This is a genomic window from Arenibacter echinorum (assembly GCF_003259375.1).
GTDB classification, from domain to species: Bacteria; Bacteroidota; Bacteroidia; order Flavobacteriales; family Flavobacteriaceae; genus Arenibacter; species Arenibacter echinorum.
Genome location: NZ_QLLN01000003.1, coordinates 345,611 through 361,468, shown reverse-complemented (window position 1 = coordinate 361,468; position 15,858 = coordinate 345,611). Strand labels below are relative to the sequence as shown.

Annotated in this window: 7 protein-coding genes; 4 read left to right on the top strand and 3 right to left on the bottom strand. The window is 40.3% G+C overall.

The window, feature by feature from the left end:
• Positions 1–76: 76 nt before the first annotated feature.
• From LV92_RS08675 to LV92_RS08665, 3 genes are all read left to right on the top strand, one after another.
• The gene (locus LV92_RS08675; protein WP_449371721.1) at positions 77–2,194 is read left to right on the top strand and encodes a PVC-type heme-binding CxxCH protein; all 2,118 of its coding nucleotides are present in this window, start codon (positions 77–79) and stop codon (positions 2,192–2,194) included.
• Positions 2,195–2,244: 50 nt separating this feature from the next.
• Positions 2,245–2,616, top strand: coding sequence for a high-potential iron-sulfur protein (locus LV92_RS08670; protein WP_111623254.1), 372 nt, complete (start codon positions 2,245–2,247; stop codon positions 2,614–2,616).
• A 64-nt stretch (positions 2,617–2,680) separates the two neighbouring features.
• Positions 2,681–3,646 carry an amidohydrolase family protein gene (locus LV92_RS08665; RefSeq protein ID WP_111623253.1) on the top strand — a complete coding sequence of 322 codons (966 nt, stop codon included), beginning with the start codon at positions 2,681–2,683 and terminating at the stop codon, positions 3,644–3,646.
• A 150-nt stretch (positions 3,647–3,796) separates the two neighbouring features.
• On the opposite strand, the gene LV92_RS08660 is transcribed toward LV92_RS08665, so the two are convergent.
• From LV92_RS08660 to LV92_RS08650, 3 genes are all read right to left on the bottom strand, one after another.
• On the bottom strand, positions 3,797–4,783 hold the full coding sequence (locus tag LV92_RS08660) for a family 43 glycosylhydrolase (RefSeq protein WP_111623252.1): 987 nt from the start codon (positions 4,781–4,783) through the stop codon (positions 3,797–3,799).
• 358 nt (positions 4,784–5,141) lie between these two features.
• On the bottom strand, positions 5,142–6,140 hold the full coding sequence (locus tag LV92_RS08655) for a PorP/SprF family type IX secretion system membrane protein (protein ID WP_111623251.1): 999 nt from the start codon (positions 6,138–6,140) through the stop codon (positions 5,142–5,144).
• Between the two features lie 2 nt (positions 6,141–6,142).
• The gene (locus tag LV92_RS08650; RefSeq protein WP_111623250.1) at positions 6,143–13,666 is read right to left on the bottom strand and encodes a T9SS type B sorting domain-containing protein; all 7,524 of its coding nucleotides are present in this window, start codon (positions 13,664–13,666) and stop codon (positions 6,143–6,145) included.
• A gap of 474 nt (positions 13,667–14,140) precedes the next feature.
• Between LV92_RS08650 and LV92_RS08645 the strand changes: the two genes are divergently transcribed.
• On the top strand, positions 14,141–15,802 hold the full coding sequence (locus LV92_RS08645; protein WP_245946308.1) for an ArnT family glycosyltransferase: 1,662 nt from the start codon (positions 14,141–14,143) through the stop codon (positions 15,800–15,802).
• Positions 15,803–15,858 lie beyond the last annotated feature (56 nt).

Genomic DNA, 15,858 nt, shown 5'->3' with positions numbered 1-15,858 from the left:
AAAAGGAAAAACCATAAATTTCTCTCACAAGAAAATAAGGCAGAACAAAAATAAGTGTAGCAGGTTAATCGGGTACTTGGCTATTAATGTACAATTCCTAATATTAATATTGATCATCTTGGTTTCTTGTGAGGGAAAGCCTCTGTATGAAGGACCACTGAGTCCGGAAGAGTCCATGAAAACTTTTCAGTTGGCAGAAAACTTTAAGGTGGAAATATTCGCATCGGAACCATTGGTCATAGACCCTGTGTCCATGCAATATGATGGAGATGGCAATGCTTACGTTGTCGGCATGCTGGATGCCTACAAGGACGATTCTGTAAAAGGAAAAGGAAAAATCGTTATGTTAAAGGACACTAATGGCGATGGAAGGGCCGACACGTCTACAGTTTTTGTAGACAGCCTTAGGGAGGCAACAAGTATATTGCCTTGGAAGGGCGGCCTTCTGGTATGTGCAGCTCCCAATATCACATATTATAAGGATACTGATGGAGATGGACGTTCAGATTTAAAAGAGATTCTTTTTGGCGGCTTTTTTAATAAGAATGAAGAAGTGCAAATCACCGATCTTCGTTTTGGTATTGATAACTGGATCTATGCAAACAATGGTGGGCAGGCAGGTGAAATAAGTTTTAGCCGCCGACCCGATGCACCCCGGCTAAATGTGCAGGGTGCCGATTTTCGCTTCCGGCTAGACCGCAATGAATTTGAACGCAGTACAGGCCCAGGTCAGTTTGGCCTTGCCATTGACGATTGGGGCCATCGGTTTTTTACAGCGAATTCCTTACACATCCGCGAGGTAGTAGTTCCTTTGAGATACCTGGAAAGAAACCCTTATCTGCCAGCTTCAGCTAAAAGCACGATTCAAAATATTTCGGACCATGATCCGCTTATGCACCAGTTAAGTGAAACGCCGTACTGGAGACAGGAACGTACTGACCGTCGTAATAAGAATTACCAGGAAAATAACCTTGACAGGGTAGAATATGCAAGGGGTCATTTTACAGGGGCTTCAGGTGGTACGTACTACGATGGCGATAAGTTTCCAAAAGAATATTATGGCAATATATTCACAGGCGATGTTGCAGGCAGCTTGGTGCACAGGGATATTCTTTCTGTTGTTGATAGTTTACCTTATATGGTAGCAAAGCGTGGAGAAAAGGAAAAAGACAAAGAATTTATGGCAACTACGGATTCATGGTTTCGTCCTGCAAATTTTTCAGTAGGCCCTGATGGTTATCTGTATATTATGGACATGTACCGGCAGCATATTGAGACTCCAATGTCTATTCCTGAAGACTTACAAGAGACCATGGATTTCGATGCGGGGAATGAATATGGGCGTATTTACAGAATTGTACCTAAGGATGTTGGTCCTTATAAGCCAGTGTACCCCAATCTCACTAAAGTATCTTCTTCCGAGCTGGTTAAAGCGTTGCAGCATGAAAATCGTTGGTGGAATCTTACAGCTCAAAGGCTTCTTTTAGAGCGCCAGGATAAAAGTGTAATACCCGAAGTAAGAGCCTTGTTTGCCCAAAGCGAAAATCCAAGATTCAGATTACATGCCTTATATGTTTTAGAAGGAATGGATGCTCTGGATGCTGTTACTGTGATGATTGCAATGAAAGACCCTTCAGCAGGAGTGAGAGAAAATGCTGCGATACTTTCCGAACGCTTTCCCGATTGTTTATCCCAGTTGGCGGAAATGATCAATGACCCTTCGATCAGGGTCGCTTTCCAAGCTACTTTGAGTTTAGGCCAATTCAAAGATAAAGCGGTGATACCCGCACTGGCAAAAGCCTTGGAGCTAAATGGTCAGAGTTCATGGTTCAGGACTGCAGTGTTGAGCTCAGAAGCTGGTTCGGGTATAGACCTTTTAAAAATCTTGGAGAGGAATTCTTTTTTTATGGACGCCTCATCGTGGAGAGTGAATTTTATTGAAACTTGTTCCAATGTAATTGGTGCACGTAATGATAAAAACCAGGTCTCAGGGTTATTAAGCTTGCTGGCCCAATCCTCACTTTCAAATACAGCAGGCTTGCAGTCGGCAAGTATTAAGGGATTGGTGGAAGGAATTGAAAAATCAGCTGGCTTGGAAAATTCATTAAAAGAAAAATTAAAATCTATTTCATCGGAAGCAGAGGGCAATGCCCCTAAAGCAATCCAGGATTTAATAGAATTGTATGCTATATGAACAGTTGCTAATAACATCTAAATATATCTATTAAATAAACAGTTTTAAAAATGGGCATAAAGAACAATTCCAGAAGGAATTTTATAAATAAATGTTTTAGTAGCGGTTGTTTATTTTTAGGGGGTATGCTACTTTTTAACTGTCGCGGTAAAAATGAATCATCCGGTGATGAAAGTGAGACCATGATACAAAGCAATTTAAATGACCCTTGTAACGACCTAACAGATGTAAGTGACGGGGAAATTAAAAAGCGCGAAAGCTTGGGGTATGTAAAACAATCTGCCGTTCCTAATAATTCATGTGGTAATTGCGCGCTCTATATTCCTGCGAAGCCAGATAAGAAATGTGGGGGATGCATCCTATTTAAAGGACCCGTTTATGTCGAGGGTCATTGTATTCAATGGGCGGCCGTAACTAATTAATTGAAAAAGTTCAAAAATAAAAAGTAGAAAATGTTTTAACCACTCCCCTATTAATTTAGTTCTTATGTCACAGTCAAAAAAAAGTTTTTCCCGTCGAGAATTTATTGCAGGTACTAGTTTGTTTGCACTTGGTACCTCTTTAAAACTAAACGCGTTTAATGGAATTTCAAGCATCAAAAAAGAACCAATAATTGACATTCATCAGCATACTCATTATGTGCAACGTACAGATGAACAGCTGCTGGCACATCAAAGGACAATGGGCATTACTACTACTATTCTTTTACCATCAGGGCGTCCAGTGAATTCGCCATCAACTCACCAGGGCGTAGCCAATGGATTGCAGGCAGAAGCAGGAGGGAATGCAGAGTGTTACTTATTTGCAAGCCAACATAAGAAGGAATTCCGCTTTGGGGCATGTGCTGTTCCGGATATGAAAGATGGTCTTTATGAGATTGAAAAATATTTAAAATTGGGTGCGGTGGTTATTGGGGAATTAAAATTTGGCGTTAACTGTGATTCGACCGAGATGCAAAAAATTTACCAATTGGCTGAAAACTACAATGTACCGGTACTCATGCATTGGCAGCATGAAATGTATAATTATGGCTTCGAACGCTTTTATAAAATGCTGGAGAAATATCCGAAAGTAAATTTCATCGGCCATGCGCAAACCTGGTGGGCCAATATTGACAAAAATCATATGGATCAATCAGTCCTATATCCTAAAAACCCTGTTACACCAGGAGGAATTACAGACCGGTATCTTAGCGATTACCCGAACATGTATGGCGATCTATCTGCGGGCTCAGGTCTTAATGCGCTTACAAGAGATGAAGGCCATGCGATAGCTTTTTTAGAAAGACACCAAGACAAATTATTGTATGGAAGCGATTGTGCAGACCCAACAGGTTCTGATATAGAAAGTTGCTCCGGCACCCTAGATATTGCAGAAATCCGTAAACTAGTATCTAAGCAGACCGAACGTAAAATATTATATGAAAATGCTAAGAAATTATTCCGTCTTTAATTATACTATTTCATCTTCATTTAACCTACGTTCAAGTAAACCATAGTTAATAAAACCTGCTGTAGTCCGATCTTCTACGCTCCTTAAATCGAGAGATATCAAAGACCAAAAACAATTCAGTAGGCACTCTTATACATTTATTGATGGAATTTACTGTTGTTTCATCCATACAAGTTTATCAATACTTACCCCTCTCTTAGGCCACTCTGCACTGGAAATATACCACTGTCCATCCTCTCCCTGAAAGATTTCAGGGGCATGCGAATTTAGAATAGTAATTTCTTTTTCATTATCAGTGCCAAAATCGGTCAGGTCATCCGAGTTATATACATATGCCTTATGGGTATAGGCCCCCTGAATATCCCTGCCATCCCAATCATCTTCCCATGCACATACAAACAGGTAAAAAGTGTTGTTGTGAAAAATTAATGTGGGTGATTCAGGGTCGAACTTATTGGTTTTAAGAATAGTCATAGGTGTACTCCAATGTATCAAATCTTTTGAAGTAACCATTCGCACACTTTTAATGGAACAATAAGTTAAATAGTATGTTCCGTTATATAATAATAAATTAGGATCGCGGGCTCCATCCGGATCTGCAAATAGTTCCCCTTTGGTTTCCCAATCGTACAAGTTGGATGACACCGCCAATCGAATTGGACTGTGGCCGTAGACCATTTGATAAAGTCCATCCTTTCTAATAATATAAGGTGCATGGTTTTGGGGTATTTCACCAGGTCGATCTTTTGGTGTTAGTATTTTGGGCAAATCATTGTAGTGGTGCTCCTTGATCGATCCTTTAAAATTAGTGGTAGATGAAACCGCATGAAAGGACGCATATTCCCCTTCGTGAATACCTTTGTTCAGCGGTTTGGTTTTTACTATCGGATGTGTAATTCCAAAAATGTGCCAATTGCCGTCATCGGCCTTCACAAAAGTATGGTCGTTGGGTACCCATTCATCATACCATTTCCCTTGCTTTAAGTTGGGGGTATTGGGCCCAAAAAAATAGTCCCCGTCCGGTTTATACACAAGTACATATTCATTGGCCTGAATTGGCACCAAGAGGTCCTTTTGGCCATAAAATTGTGTTTGTACAATTAAAACAAATATTGATACAAGGAATTTGAATTTCATATAGGAATCTTGGTTAATGCTACATACTTGTATGTAAAGCAGGTTGAATAGGCCTTACTTTTTAATAATGGAATTTATCAAGTTAATAAAATAAACCTTGCTCCATGACTAGGAAGTAGTTTGTTCATTAACTATTACCAATTCTTATTTTTTGTTGAAGTTAATACTTTATGGTATTCATCGAGTATTCTACAAAGTTTTTAAGTTGAAAACCCGCAATATTCCATAAGGACTACATTTATTAACCATCTATCCTCAAGTTTAGGAAGTGTTAATTTACAATCCATTTATGCGTTTTGCTAACAAAAATAAAACCCCCAACTTTTGTTGAGGGTTTTGCAATATTATTAGGTATCAGTTAATAAAACTTACTGTAGTCAGATCTACCTCGCTCTTTAAATCGAGATATATCAAAGACCAAAAATAATTCCAAGGAGTTGGGAATATATTGTTTGGCTTCCCCTCCAAAGGGTAATCTATAGTTCAACCCAAATTCAAATGTTTCCAAGGTAAGGCTTGTAGCAAATCCTATTTCGGAAAAAGATGCATTCTCCAAATAGCTAAGATGCTCATTTACCCCTATACTAAAGTTGCCCAACGTAACATCCTGATAGAAATCCAATCTAGTATTCGGACCTTGCAAGGACACTGCATTAAATAGATATAAATAGGAATGCTCCGGCAATTTGGCCTGCCCATATTTATTGATGTCCAATTCATAACCAAACTGCCCTGAAATGAGCATGTTTAAATTCACATTATTTTCGCTTTGCCTGGAAGATATTCGTGGTTGATTCAAATGTTTAAGGGATAGCCCAAAAAGTGTATTTATATCGTTATGTATTAAAACGGATGCCCCCATATCCAAATAGCCAACATTTTCAGAGGCTGTAATGGGATCTATGGTATTGGCACTAATTTGGCCCGTAAAGATGTTTATCTGGTCCTGAAAGGTAAGATTGTTAAAATCGTATCGGTAATTGCTATACGCCGCAGTAATTCCGGGATATAGGATCCAATCGTTCTTTAAAACCAATTTGTACATATAGCTCAATGCAGCAGAAGTATAATTAAATCCTGAATTGTTCAGGTTATTGTTAAACAGATCTACGCCCAGTTGAAAATTGTATTCTTCAAAGGCCGTTGAGCCAAAGGCATATTTATGCTGGGATTGGTTTCCCTGACTTTGGCTGGCAAATTCGGCCAAGACGCCTATCCTGGTCTTATCTTTAAAAGCATGAAAACTAGGGTTCAAGGAAGCCGGCACCTTGCTTAGGTTGTTCACAAATTTTTCCTGAGCGTTGGCCCCCAACGTAATAAGAACTATTAGTAGGGTTATTAGATTAAGTTTCTTCATCTCTATCTTAATATTGAGGCTTCGCCAGTTTTGGTTATTTGGTTGTTGTCTTTCGTTGTTCCTACAAACAGATATCTGAAGGAAGTGTTTTTATAAGGTTTTCCCGAACTGTAATTGCCGTTCCAACCCCAATTTACGGGCATTGAATCAAAGTCATAGGCCACGCTAAACACCAATGAGCCCCACATATCATAAATTTGAAAGGTAAACGAGGCTATACCGGTAAATTCGCCTTGGAAATAATCGTTTATTCCATCCGCATTGGCAGAGAATACATTAGGGAACATTACGTCATAGCCGTTACCCACCTGCACGTCCTGTTGAACAGTTTTACTACAACCTTCCTCATTATATAAAGTTAGGGTGGTAGTAAAAATACCAGGATAACTATATATATGTGTGGTCATAACACCGTCTACTTCCGGATCAACGTTAATTACGGGACTTCCATCTCCAAAATCCCAGGAAGCATTGCCATATCCCGCCTCACTGGTTATACTGAAGCGAATATCTTCCTTGGCCATCAATAGACCTGTAATTTCAAATTCGTCCGAACTAAAGGCAAACGAAGGGTCTGTTACCCCAGAACTTATAGGCATTGTAATTCCACATCCTTGGTCATTTACAACACTAAGGGTGGCGTTATCCAATGGATTTCCAATTTGAACAGAATAAGTATTGGTACCTGTTTTTACGGATGGCACTAGGGCACCTTCATAGTAAAAGCTTAGGTTGCCTGGTTGACTATTGAAAACCGATACCGAAATACTTCCGGGATTGCCCAAACAAAGTGACTGATCCAAATAAGGTCCGTCTATTAGCTGAAGCGATTCCGCTTTATTAATGGTAATAATTTCCCTATAATAATAGGCTGGATCGGCATTGGTACAACCATTAATATTACTGGTAATGGTAAGTCTTAACCTTCCTTCTTCCAATCCGCTCAATTGCGTTATGTTTTGACCGAAAGGCGTAAACACTGGATCAGGATTATTCGCTGTACCGGCCGTTTCTTTTTCCCATGTAATACTATACGGTCTTAAACCACCGCTTACGGTAATGGAAATGGCTCCGTCGTTGGTAGCTCCACAGCTTACCGGAGTTATTGTCCTGTTTACAACAATAGGTGTATAGGTAGTATTAAAGGTAAACTCAATTTCTTCGGAAGAACAGTCATTACTATCGGTTATGGTCAACCAATATGAGCCTGGCACCGCATCAAAACTAGTAATGTCCTGGGCCACAAAATTATTGGGACCTCTCCAATCATAAAAATAGTATGGGTTGTTACTTCCGTCTACAAAAGGTTTTCCACCAGTAATTAAATTGGTATTCAGGCTAAATGCATAATCAGCTTCACAAGGTGGAATAGTGTAAGATTTCGCGCCGGTATAATCCATGGCCTCATAACTATCCATGGTAAACGTTTGTACAACACATTGGTTGGCATCGGTTACCTCTATAACATGACTGTCATTGGAAAGTGCGCTAATTGTGGTTTGGGTACTACTGAAGATAACAGGAGTCCCTCCGTCCAAAGTATATTGAAAAGGTGATGTACCTCCCTGAACCCTAAAAGTAAAATCCCTTCCGGTACTGGCATCCACACAAGTTGTGTTACCACTAGTTACCTCTGTAGCACTAAATACTGTTGGAGCCGTAATGACAAATGTCTGTCTAACGGTACATGGTGTATTTGCATCACTATTGGTATCGATAATTACCACTTCGTAGCTACCTCCACTCAGATTGGTAAGACTGGTGTTGTTGGTAGAATAACTTGTTCCGTTTTTGTACCAGTTTATTTGTAACTGACTGCTAGGATCAGAACTTATTTGTATACTTATTTCGGCATTGGCATCACCAGCACATTGTAACTGCTGGTTGATAACCTGCACGCTACTGATTTCCAATTGTGCTTTTGAAGCCACATTCGCAGTATAAGTTGCTGAACAACCAAGTTGGTCAGTTACGGATAGTACATATACCCCCGGTGCCAAGTTGGTAATATTTTCTGTGGTAAAGTTGGCATTATTGGGGCCTGTCCAACTAAAGTTATAAGGAGGATAGCCTCCGGTTACAGTTGTAGCTCCAATGTTTAAGCTAATGCTACCATCATTTTGGCCATAACAAGTGGCATTATCCACTACTACGGAAGCTTGATTAAATTGCAGTCCCATTGGCAAGGTGACGGATTGCGATTCCTGTATTCCGCAAGAGGCATCCTGTACACTTATGTTGTAAATAGCTCCACCGGTTAAATTGGTATAGGTAATATTTGGATTGTTGGATGTCTGTACCAGGGTTGTTCCGTTGGGCCTTGTGAGCGTAAAGGTGAAAGGCGCAATACCTCCAGTGCTATAAGCTGTAATGGCCGTATTACAGGTATCCCCAATATTCAATGTCAATACCTCGGGTTCAGATACTATAAACGGAGACGACGTGGTTCCGCAGAATTCATTGTAAACCGTTAATTGGTATGCTCCGGCAGTAAGATTGCTTATGCTTAAGGTAGAGGCCGTAAAGCTGTTATCACCTATTTTGGACCATACATAAGTATTTGCAACCGAATTTGGTTGAGTAATTACGTTGGATGAACTGACATTTGGGTCGGATCCAGTACTAACATATGCCGTAAACCCAATACCAGCAACTTTGGCGGTCAAGGCAATTTCATTGAAACTGCTTGTGGCCACGACAGAGCTCAAATTGGGTCCTGTTGCCGTATTGATTTTCTGAACTAGTGCGGCGGCCACCTCATTATTATCCTGTGGCTGATTAATGCCGTTCAAGGTAACTTGGTGATCATAGACCTTCCCATCAATTAGTATACTATAGGTATTGCCTAAAGTTGGAGTGCCAAAAAGGGAAATGGTATTGATTTGCTTCTGGGCCGTATTACCTCCAGTGATTCTGGAGTTGGGTATTACAATACTTCCATCATTTCCTCCATTACAGCTCACATTGCTAATATCATTGGCAATAATGGCATCATTATTTATGATGGCATAAGGTATTACGGTTACAATTTTTGGCGAAGTTTCATCCGCACAGGCCATACCGTTCACCGTACTGGTAACTACTCTTTTAAAGTAGGTGGAGGTAGTGAGGTTACTTGGGGGAGTATAATTTGGCTGTGTGGCACCGGCTACGGCAGTATAAGTTTGATTGTCAGGGGAAGACCACCACTGATAGGTCAGTACTCCTGCACCTGTGGCCGATTCCTGTTCCACGATGGCTAAAGGCTGAGTTCCCTCGCAAACCGATTGATTGTCCGTTATTTTACCGGCATAAACATCATTAAGGGTAACTTTTATAGGGTTGGTCTCCACTATACAAGTCTGGTCTACCAAACTGGTTCTTGTAATAGTCCGCTTATAATACATGGTAGTTGTTGGGACCGGAGGTGTATAGGAGGCACTATGCACAGCGATATCTGTCCAGGTTGTACCATTTGGCGAGGAATACCAGTCATAGGTCTGGTCTACATAGGTACTGCCACCGGTTACGGTCAAGGCTCCCGGCACAAAACCTTCGCATATGGTCTGGTCGTTCACAAGGGTTCCGGGCAACAATTGCTCTGTAACCTGTACAACTATAGTATTACTATCTTCCGTACAGACTACACTGTTAAGGGTTGAAGATGCCGTCCTCTTAAAGTAGGTCGTTGGAAAATTACCGGCCTGTGGGTCATAAGTGCTGTTTACAGCTCCATTAATCATACCCCAGTTACTGTTATCCACTGAAGAGTACCATTGATATTTTAATACTCCCTCCGCAGTTCCGTCTACGGTATTTCCCAAGATAGCGGGATCATCCCCGAAACAAATTTTTTGTTCGCCTGAAATAGTACCTCCGTCCACATCATTGACAAAAATTCTGATTACATTACTTGGAGCATAGGGTGCGCATACAACAAAGTCCACTGTAGCTTGATAATCCCTCCTATAATATTTATCGGCGGTTAATGCCGCTGCAGGAGTATATGTTGCATTTGTTGCACCAATTATTTCAGTAAAGGTAGCGCCATCATTTGATTCGTACCATTTAAAAGCCAAATAGGGCAATCCTTCTATGGCGCTAGGGTTGCCCAATGTTGGGGCCATGGTATTATAACAGATGGTGATATTGTTTCCAAGATTGTCAGCTTGGGGTACCAAAACCGTTACAGGGTTACTATCCACTACACATTCCACCCCGGAAATATCCGTGCTGGTAGTAGTTCTAATATAGGTTGTAGTTGAAGATATATTGGTTGGGTCATAACTAATTCCTGTAGCTCCACCTATCGCAACGCCATTGGCATACCATTGGTAGGTCAATGTTTGTCCGGTAGAGGGCGTTAGTTCCTCAATTAGGCTTGGATCGTCCCCCTTACAAATTACTTCTACATTGGTGCTGGGAGATACACCATTAGGATTGGTAGTGCCAATAGTACCACCAGTGGCATTCCCTCCATTTATGATGGTCAGTACATTACTGGTTACACTGCAGGAGAGACCATTTAAGGTAGAAGTAGTAATTCTTCTATAGTAATTGTCCTGTGTTACGGCAGGTGGATCATAGCTAACCGAGGTAGCTCCTGCAATATCTGAAAATGATATGTTATCACTGGAAATCTGCCATTGGTAGCTTACCGTTCCAGAGGCAATCAACGGAAAATTAGTACTAAATGGCTGTGGATCTCCACCATTACATACCTCCGTAGTTCCAGTTGCGCCAGATGAAAAAGTGATATTATGGCCAGCAGCATTGTCGAATTTATTTACGTAAACTATAACCGCTGTGGTTATGGCCTCGCAAGTGATACTTTGTAATGTTGAACTTGCCTTTCTTCTATAATAGGTTTGTAAATCTCCATTATTTACAGGAGTGTAAGTAGCTTGATTGGTATTGGCAATATCGGCCCAAGTGTTTCCATCCGGAGAACTCTGCCATGTATAGATTATAGTTCCATTGGAAGTAGCATTGGCCGTACTTGTAATTGGAGCCACAAGGCTAGAGCCACAAACCGTCTGGGTTTGTGAAATAGATCCTTCAGTTAAGGTAATTAGGGTAACAAAGGTGGGAAGGCTGGAAGCCTCACAAGTATTGCCATTGTTGGTGTTGGTAACATTTCGCCTAAAATAGGTCGATGTTGCCAATCCTGTGGAAAAATTAAGGCTTTCCCCAGTTTCCCCGCTCATCAAGGTGTAATTGACATTATCGGTAGACGAATACCACTGGAAATTAATCCCTGTACCTGCAGGAGTGCCGTTGGAAACTGTAATGGTCGCTGGATTCTCGCCTTCACAAATTGCTTGGTTCGCAGAACCCTCTCCACCTGAAATAGCGCCAGCTACAATTATGGCGACTTCATTGGTGTAGCCAGTACACACCTTTCCGTTTAGGGTAGTGGTATCCAGTCTTCTATATTTGGTAGACGTTGCTAGTACTCCAGGGGTATATGTAGAACCTGTGGCAGAAGCTATTGGGCTCCAGCTTGTCCCATTATCGGTCGAGGCTTCCCATGCATAGGTTAGGTTACCAGCGGCTGTAGTATTTCCTACATTAATAATGGTGCTGGGTGCTTGTCCTGCACAAACATTTTGATTATTACCAATTGTTCCCAAATTAAGGCTGTTTACAAAAACAGTACTTACAGTAGAATTCTGGAAACAGACTTTGGCGTTATTGGAAATTATGGTTTGTCTTCTATACCTAGTGGTAGCTGCAGGTGCTACGGAAAAATTATAAACAGCATTGGTTTCCCCACTAATATTTGTAAAACTACCAGTGGTAGCCGATTGCCATTGATAAGTTATGTTGGGCCCTGCTGCTGTAGCGTTGCTTATAGAAATAGAATTGGGTACTTCCCCTGCACAGATAGTCTGATCCGCGCTGGCTGTTCCTCCGCTGATTTGACCGAGTACAGTGATCTCAATTTCATTGGTATAATCCGAACAGGTGTAACCGTTTAAGAGTATGTTATCCTGCCTTCTAAAGGCAGTTGTCTGGGTTAAGGCAGTTGGCTGGTAATCTGCATTACTGGCGCTAGAAATTGTGGTCCAGGAACTTCCGTTAAATCGTTCCCATTTATAGGAGATAGTGCCACTTCCTGTGGCATTGGTGTCCGATGTAATGGTATTTGGCGCTTGATTGTAACAAACAGTTTCAGCACCTGTAATACTTCCTACGGTAAAATTGGTATAGGTAATCGTAGCAACAGAACTCACTCCTTGACAACTTGCCCCAGAAATGGTAGTGACCCTTCTAAACTCTTCTACTCCGGGATTTAGGTTGGCACTGGCGTTGTAGTTGCTTTGTGTGGCACCACTTATGTTTACCCAATTGGTTCCGCTGCGTTTTTGCCATTGATAGGTACCATTGTCCCCATTATTTACAGTTAACAATTGTAATTCGCTTAGCGAACATATATTCTGATTGGTGGCAGTACCGCCCAACACGGCAGAATTTACAATTATGGAAACTGCCGGTGTTTCCTTATAACAACTAAATCCGTTTAAAACGTTGGTTACCCTTCTTTTAAAAGAAGTAGTTTTGGATAAAGGGCTAGGCTGATAAAAATTGTCCGTTGCTCCTGAAATTATATCCCATGGGCCAGAATCGTTTTTGTACCATTGATAGGTTGTGGTTCCTGAAGGGGTCACCGCAACATCGCCAGAGGTACTTAATTGTGCAGGTATTTGGGTAGCACAAACGTTTTGACCGGTCCCATCAGTGATACTTCCGGCATATATTTCATTTACGGTAATGGTTGCAGTGGTGCTGATCTGGGTACATGATTCCCCATTGACCATAAAGGTGGTTAATCTGCGATATCTACTAATCCCATTTGGGAATGATGGCTTGTCCACTACTAAAATTTCCGTATTGGAATTGGCAATGGCCGTCCAGGTTCCGTTATTATCCTTTTCCCATTCAAAAGTTCTTGTTTGGGTAATATTGGAACCTGTTATGCTGATATTCTGTACATCGTTGATGGCACATACCTGTTGATTAACTCCTGTTCCTCCTGTGAGTGCGGTAAAAGAAATGTTTGCAAGCGTCTGGTAGTTTGCAAGTCCGTTTATCTTGTTGGGGTTACCTCCCAATAAATATTTTATAGTACCGTTTGTGGTTGTTGAACCGGGTATAAGTTTAATTCTTACATTTTCTATTGTAAATACATCCAAGGAACCTTGGCCGTTAGTGGTTATGGTAACTATTAATCTGGAGGTATTGCCCGAGTCTTGGGCTACGGATGCACTGCTAATGTCTGTACCTGTTTCGGTAAAGGCAGTTGCCCTAATTTCAAAATTGGAGGGAGCCTCAATGTAGAAGGTAAAGGTTCCCGCACCGAAATCCGTGGCCAGGGTTTCTGACAGCACCAGGTTTCCTAAATTTAGTTCGGTCTGTGGTAGGTTGCTACCACAGGAATTGAAATTGGTATTCTGCACACTGGTAGTAACCTGAGCGGTACTATACCAAGCATTAAAACTAAACAACAAGATTAGCAGCAGTAGTTTTTTGGTCGATTTTATCATGATTTTGCCCCTTATATTATATTCCAAGTGATTTTATCCACTTTGTAGGAAAGACCCTATAACGGGACAACGCTTAGATATATTGCGGTTATTTATACCCTTTAATACCTACATAAATGGATTTGTTGTGAAAAGGCATTTTATTGTGGTGTACAGTAAGTTTGGACTATCATTGGATCGGGAAATTTAGTCTGGAAATTGGCACTTAACAAGAGAGCTTTTATTGCTTCCGATCGGCGTTTGACAAACCCATGTCGGCGCAGGTTTTTTTTACAATCGATAATGAAAATCAATTGTGTCCATAATGAATTATATTAATTGCAATTCTTGATAAAATATTACTTTCAGAATAAGATCAAATTTTCCTGAAGTCTCAACGGTATTACTCTTTTCAAAGTCTTTTCACAGATTTAATTTATTATTATGATAGTATAAAGAATTCCTTATTTAAGATTCGTATTTTTAATATTCAAAATGGGAATAATGTTATCCAAAGTGGTCACCAATAAACATTATCTTTTTTTCTTGGTTGTTGCATTGGCTATATTGCTGGCAGGTGTTGGTTCTTATGGATTTACGGAGACCAGTGAAGCTAGATACGCCGAAATCAGTAAGGAAATGCTAAGCTCCAAGGACTATCTCAATCCAAAACTTCTCGGTATTTTTCATTTTCATAAGCCACCCATAACCTATTATGTCACCACTTTGGGCTATCGTATTTTTGGGGTCAATGAGTTTGGTGCAAGGTTCTTTCTTCAAATCGCGATTGTATTTCAATTGGCTTTGGTATATGGTATGGCATACTTGCTCTACAAAGACAGAAGAATAGCCTTTACCTCCGGTCTCGTGTATTTTGCTTTGCCCCTAGTACTGATTTCTAGTCGTAACTTAACAACAGATGCCTACCTAACTACTTTTATATTAGGGTCTCTGTTTTGCTGGCAATACTATACTTCAAAAGGAAAAACTGTAGCCCTTTATTTGTTTTATTTATTGGTGGCCATGGCCTTACTTACCAAGGGACCTGTAGCCCTTTTGTTTATTCTGACCTATATTATAGTTTATAAGACAATATTCAAGCGAAATTCAAAAATCAGCCTACATCATATCCTGGGATTTGTGCTTTGTCTTCTTCTTGCTTCAAGCTGGTATATTTTGGTAGTTATAAACAATCCTGGCTTATGGGATTATTTTGTAACGGATCAACTTATATCACGGATAACATCGCATTCCTTTAATCGATCCAAGCCGTTTTGGTTTTATATTCCTTTAATTATTGGTCTGACACTCCCTTGGTGGTGGATTATTTTACGAAATTTTAAAATAAAGGCAAGTACATTCCTGAATATTGGAAGGGAAGAACGGTTATTGTTGATTTCAAGTGTTTTTCTTTTCTTGATTTTTTCGGTCTTCAGAACTAAAATGGTGCTGTATATTCTTCCCATGTTTTGGATGTTGGCTATATTAATTGCTGTACAATTGTATAAGGTTAGCGTATCTATTCTCAATACCTTGAACCTGGCCTATACAATTTTGATGAGTTGTTTGTTCTTGGGGATAATTGGATTTTGGCTCTGGAAGCCGCAATTTATCCAGATTTCCAATGCAACATTAGTAATTGGTATTGTTTTGGTGATCCTCTTTGTATCCTTATTTTTTTACGTAGATAATGGTGTGCCTGAAAAACCGGCTATTTTGGGAGCAAGTTTTGGTGCGGCCTTAGTTTTATTATCAACTTCTATAATGGCCCACAACGGTTCAACTTTCAACTCTACCAAAGAAATGATCGGTTTTATCAATAATGTCACTCTAAAAGAAAACAAGACTATTGTTGTTTATGATTATCTTTTATCTTCCATACCCATGTATTCTGGGGACAATCCGATCACTTTAAAATTAAGGAACAACACCACAAATCGGGAAGTACAGTTTCAAAAGGATGAAGAATGGAAAGATGACCTTTGGGATATAAATGATGAGGTAATGGTCTCACGTCTGGATTCGCTCTCCTATAGTCCCAACACGTATCTAATTATTAATAAAAAAAGAGGTTTTAAGGACGACCTAAAATATTTGGAACCTCATTTCAAGAACCGGCAGGAATTTGTAAAATGGTTGGTATTATACAATAAATAATTGGCTGTAAATCCAAGTGTGACTACGCGGCACTAGCAAGTAACCACTCTAGTAGG

Excerpts from the sequence above, each read along its gene's own strand:
- LV92_RS08670 (WP_111623254.1), top strand. The coding sequence starts at position 2,245 with ATGGGCATAAAGAACAATTCCAGAAGGAATTTTATAAATAAATGTTTT.
- LV92_RS08665 (WP_111623253.1), top strand. The coding sequence starts at position 2,681 with ATGTCACAGTCAAAAAAAAGTTTTTCCCGTCGAGAATTTATTGCAGGT.
- LV92_RS08660 (WP_111623252.1), bottom strand. The coding sequence starts at position 4,783 with ATGAAATTCAAATTCCTTGTATCAATATTTGTTTTAATTGTACAAACA.
- LV92_RS08655 (WP_111623251.1), bottom strand. The coding sequence starts at position 6,140 with ATGAAGAAACTTAATCTAATAACCCTACTAATAGTTCTTATTACGTTG.
- LV92_RS08650 (WP_111623250.1), bottom strand. The coding sequence starts at position 13,666 with ATGATAAAATCGACCAAAAAACTACTGCTGCTAATCTTGTTGTTTAGT.
- LV92_RS08645 (WP_245946308.1), top strand. The coding sequence starts at position 14,141 with ATGGGAATAATGTTATCCAAAGTGGTCACCAATAAACATTATCTTTTT.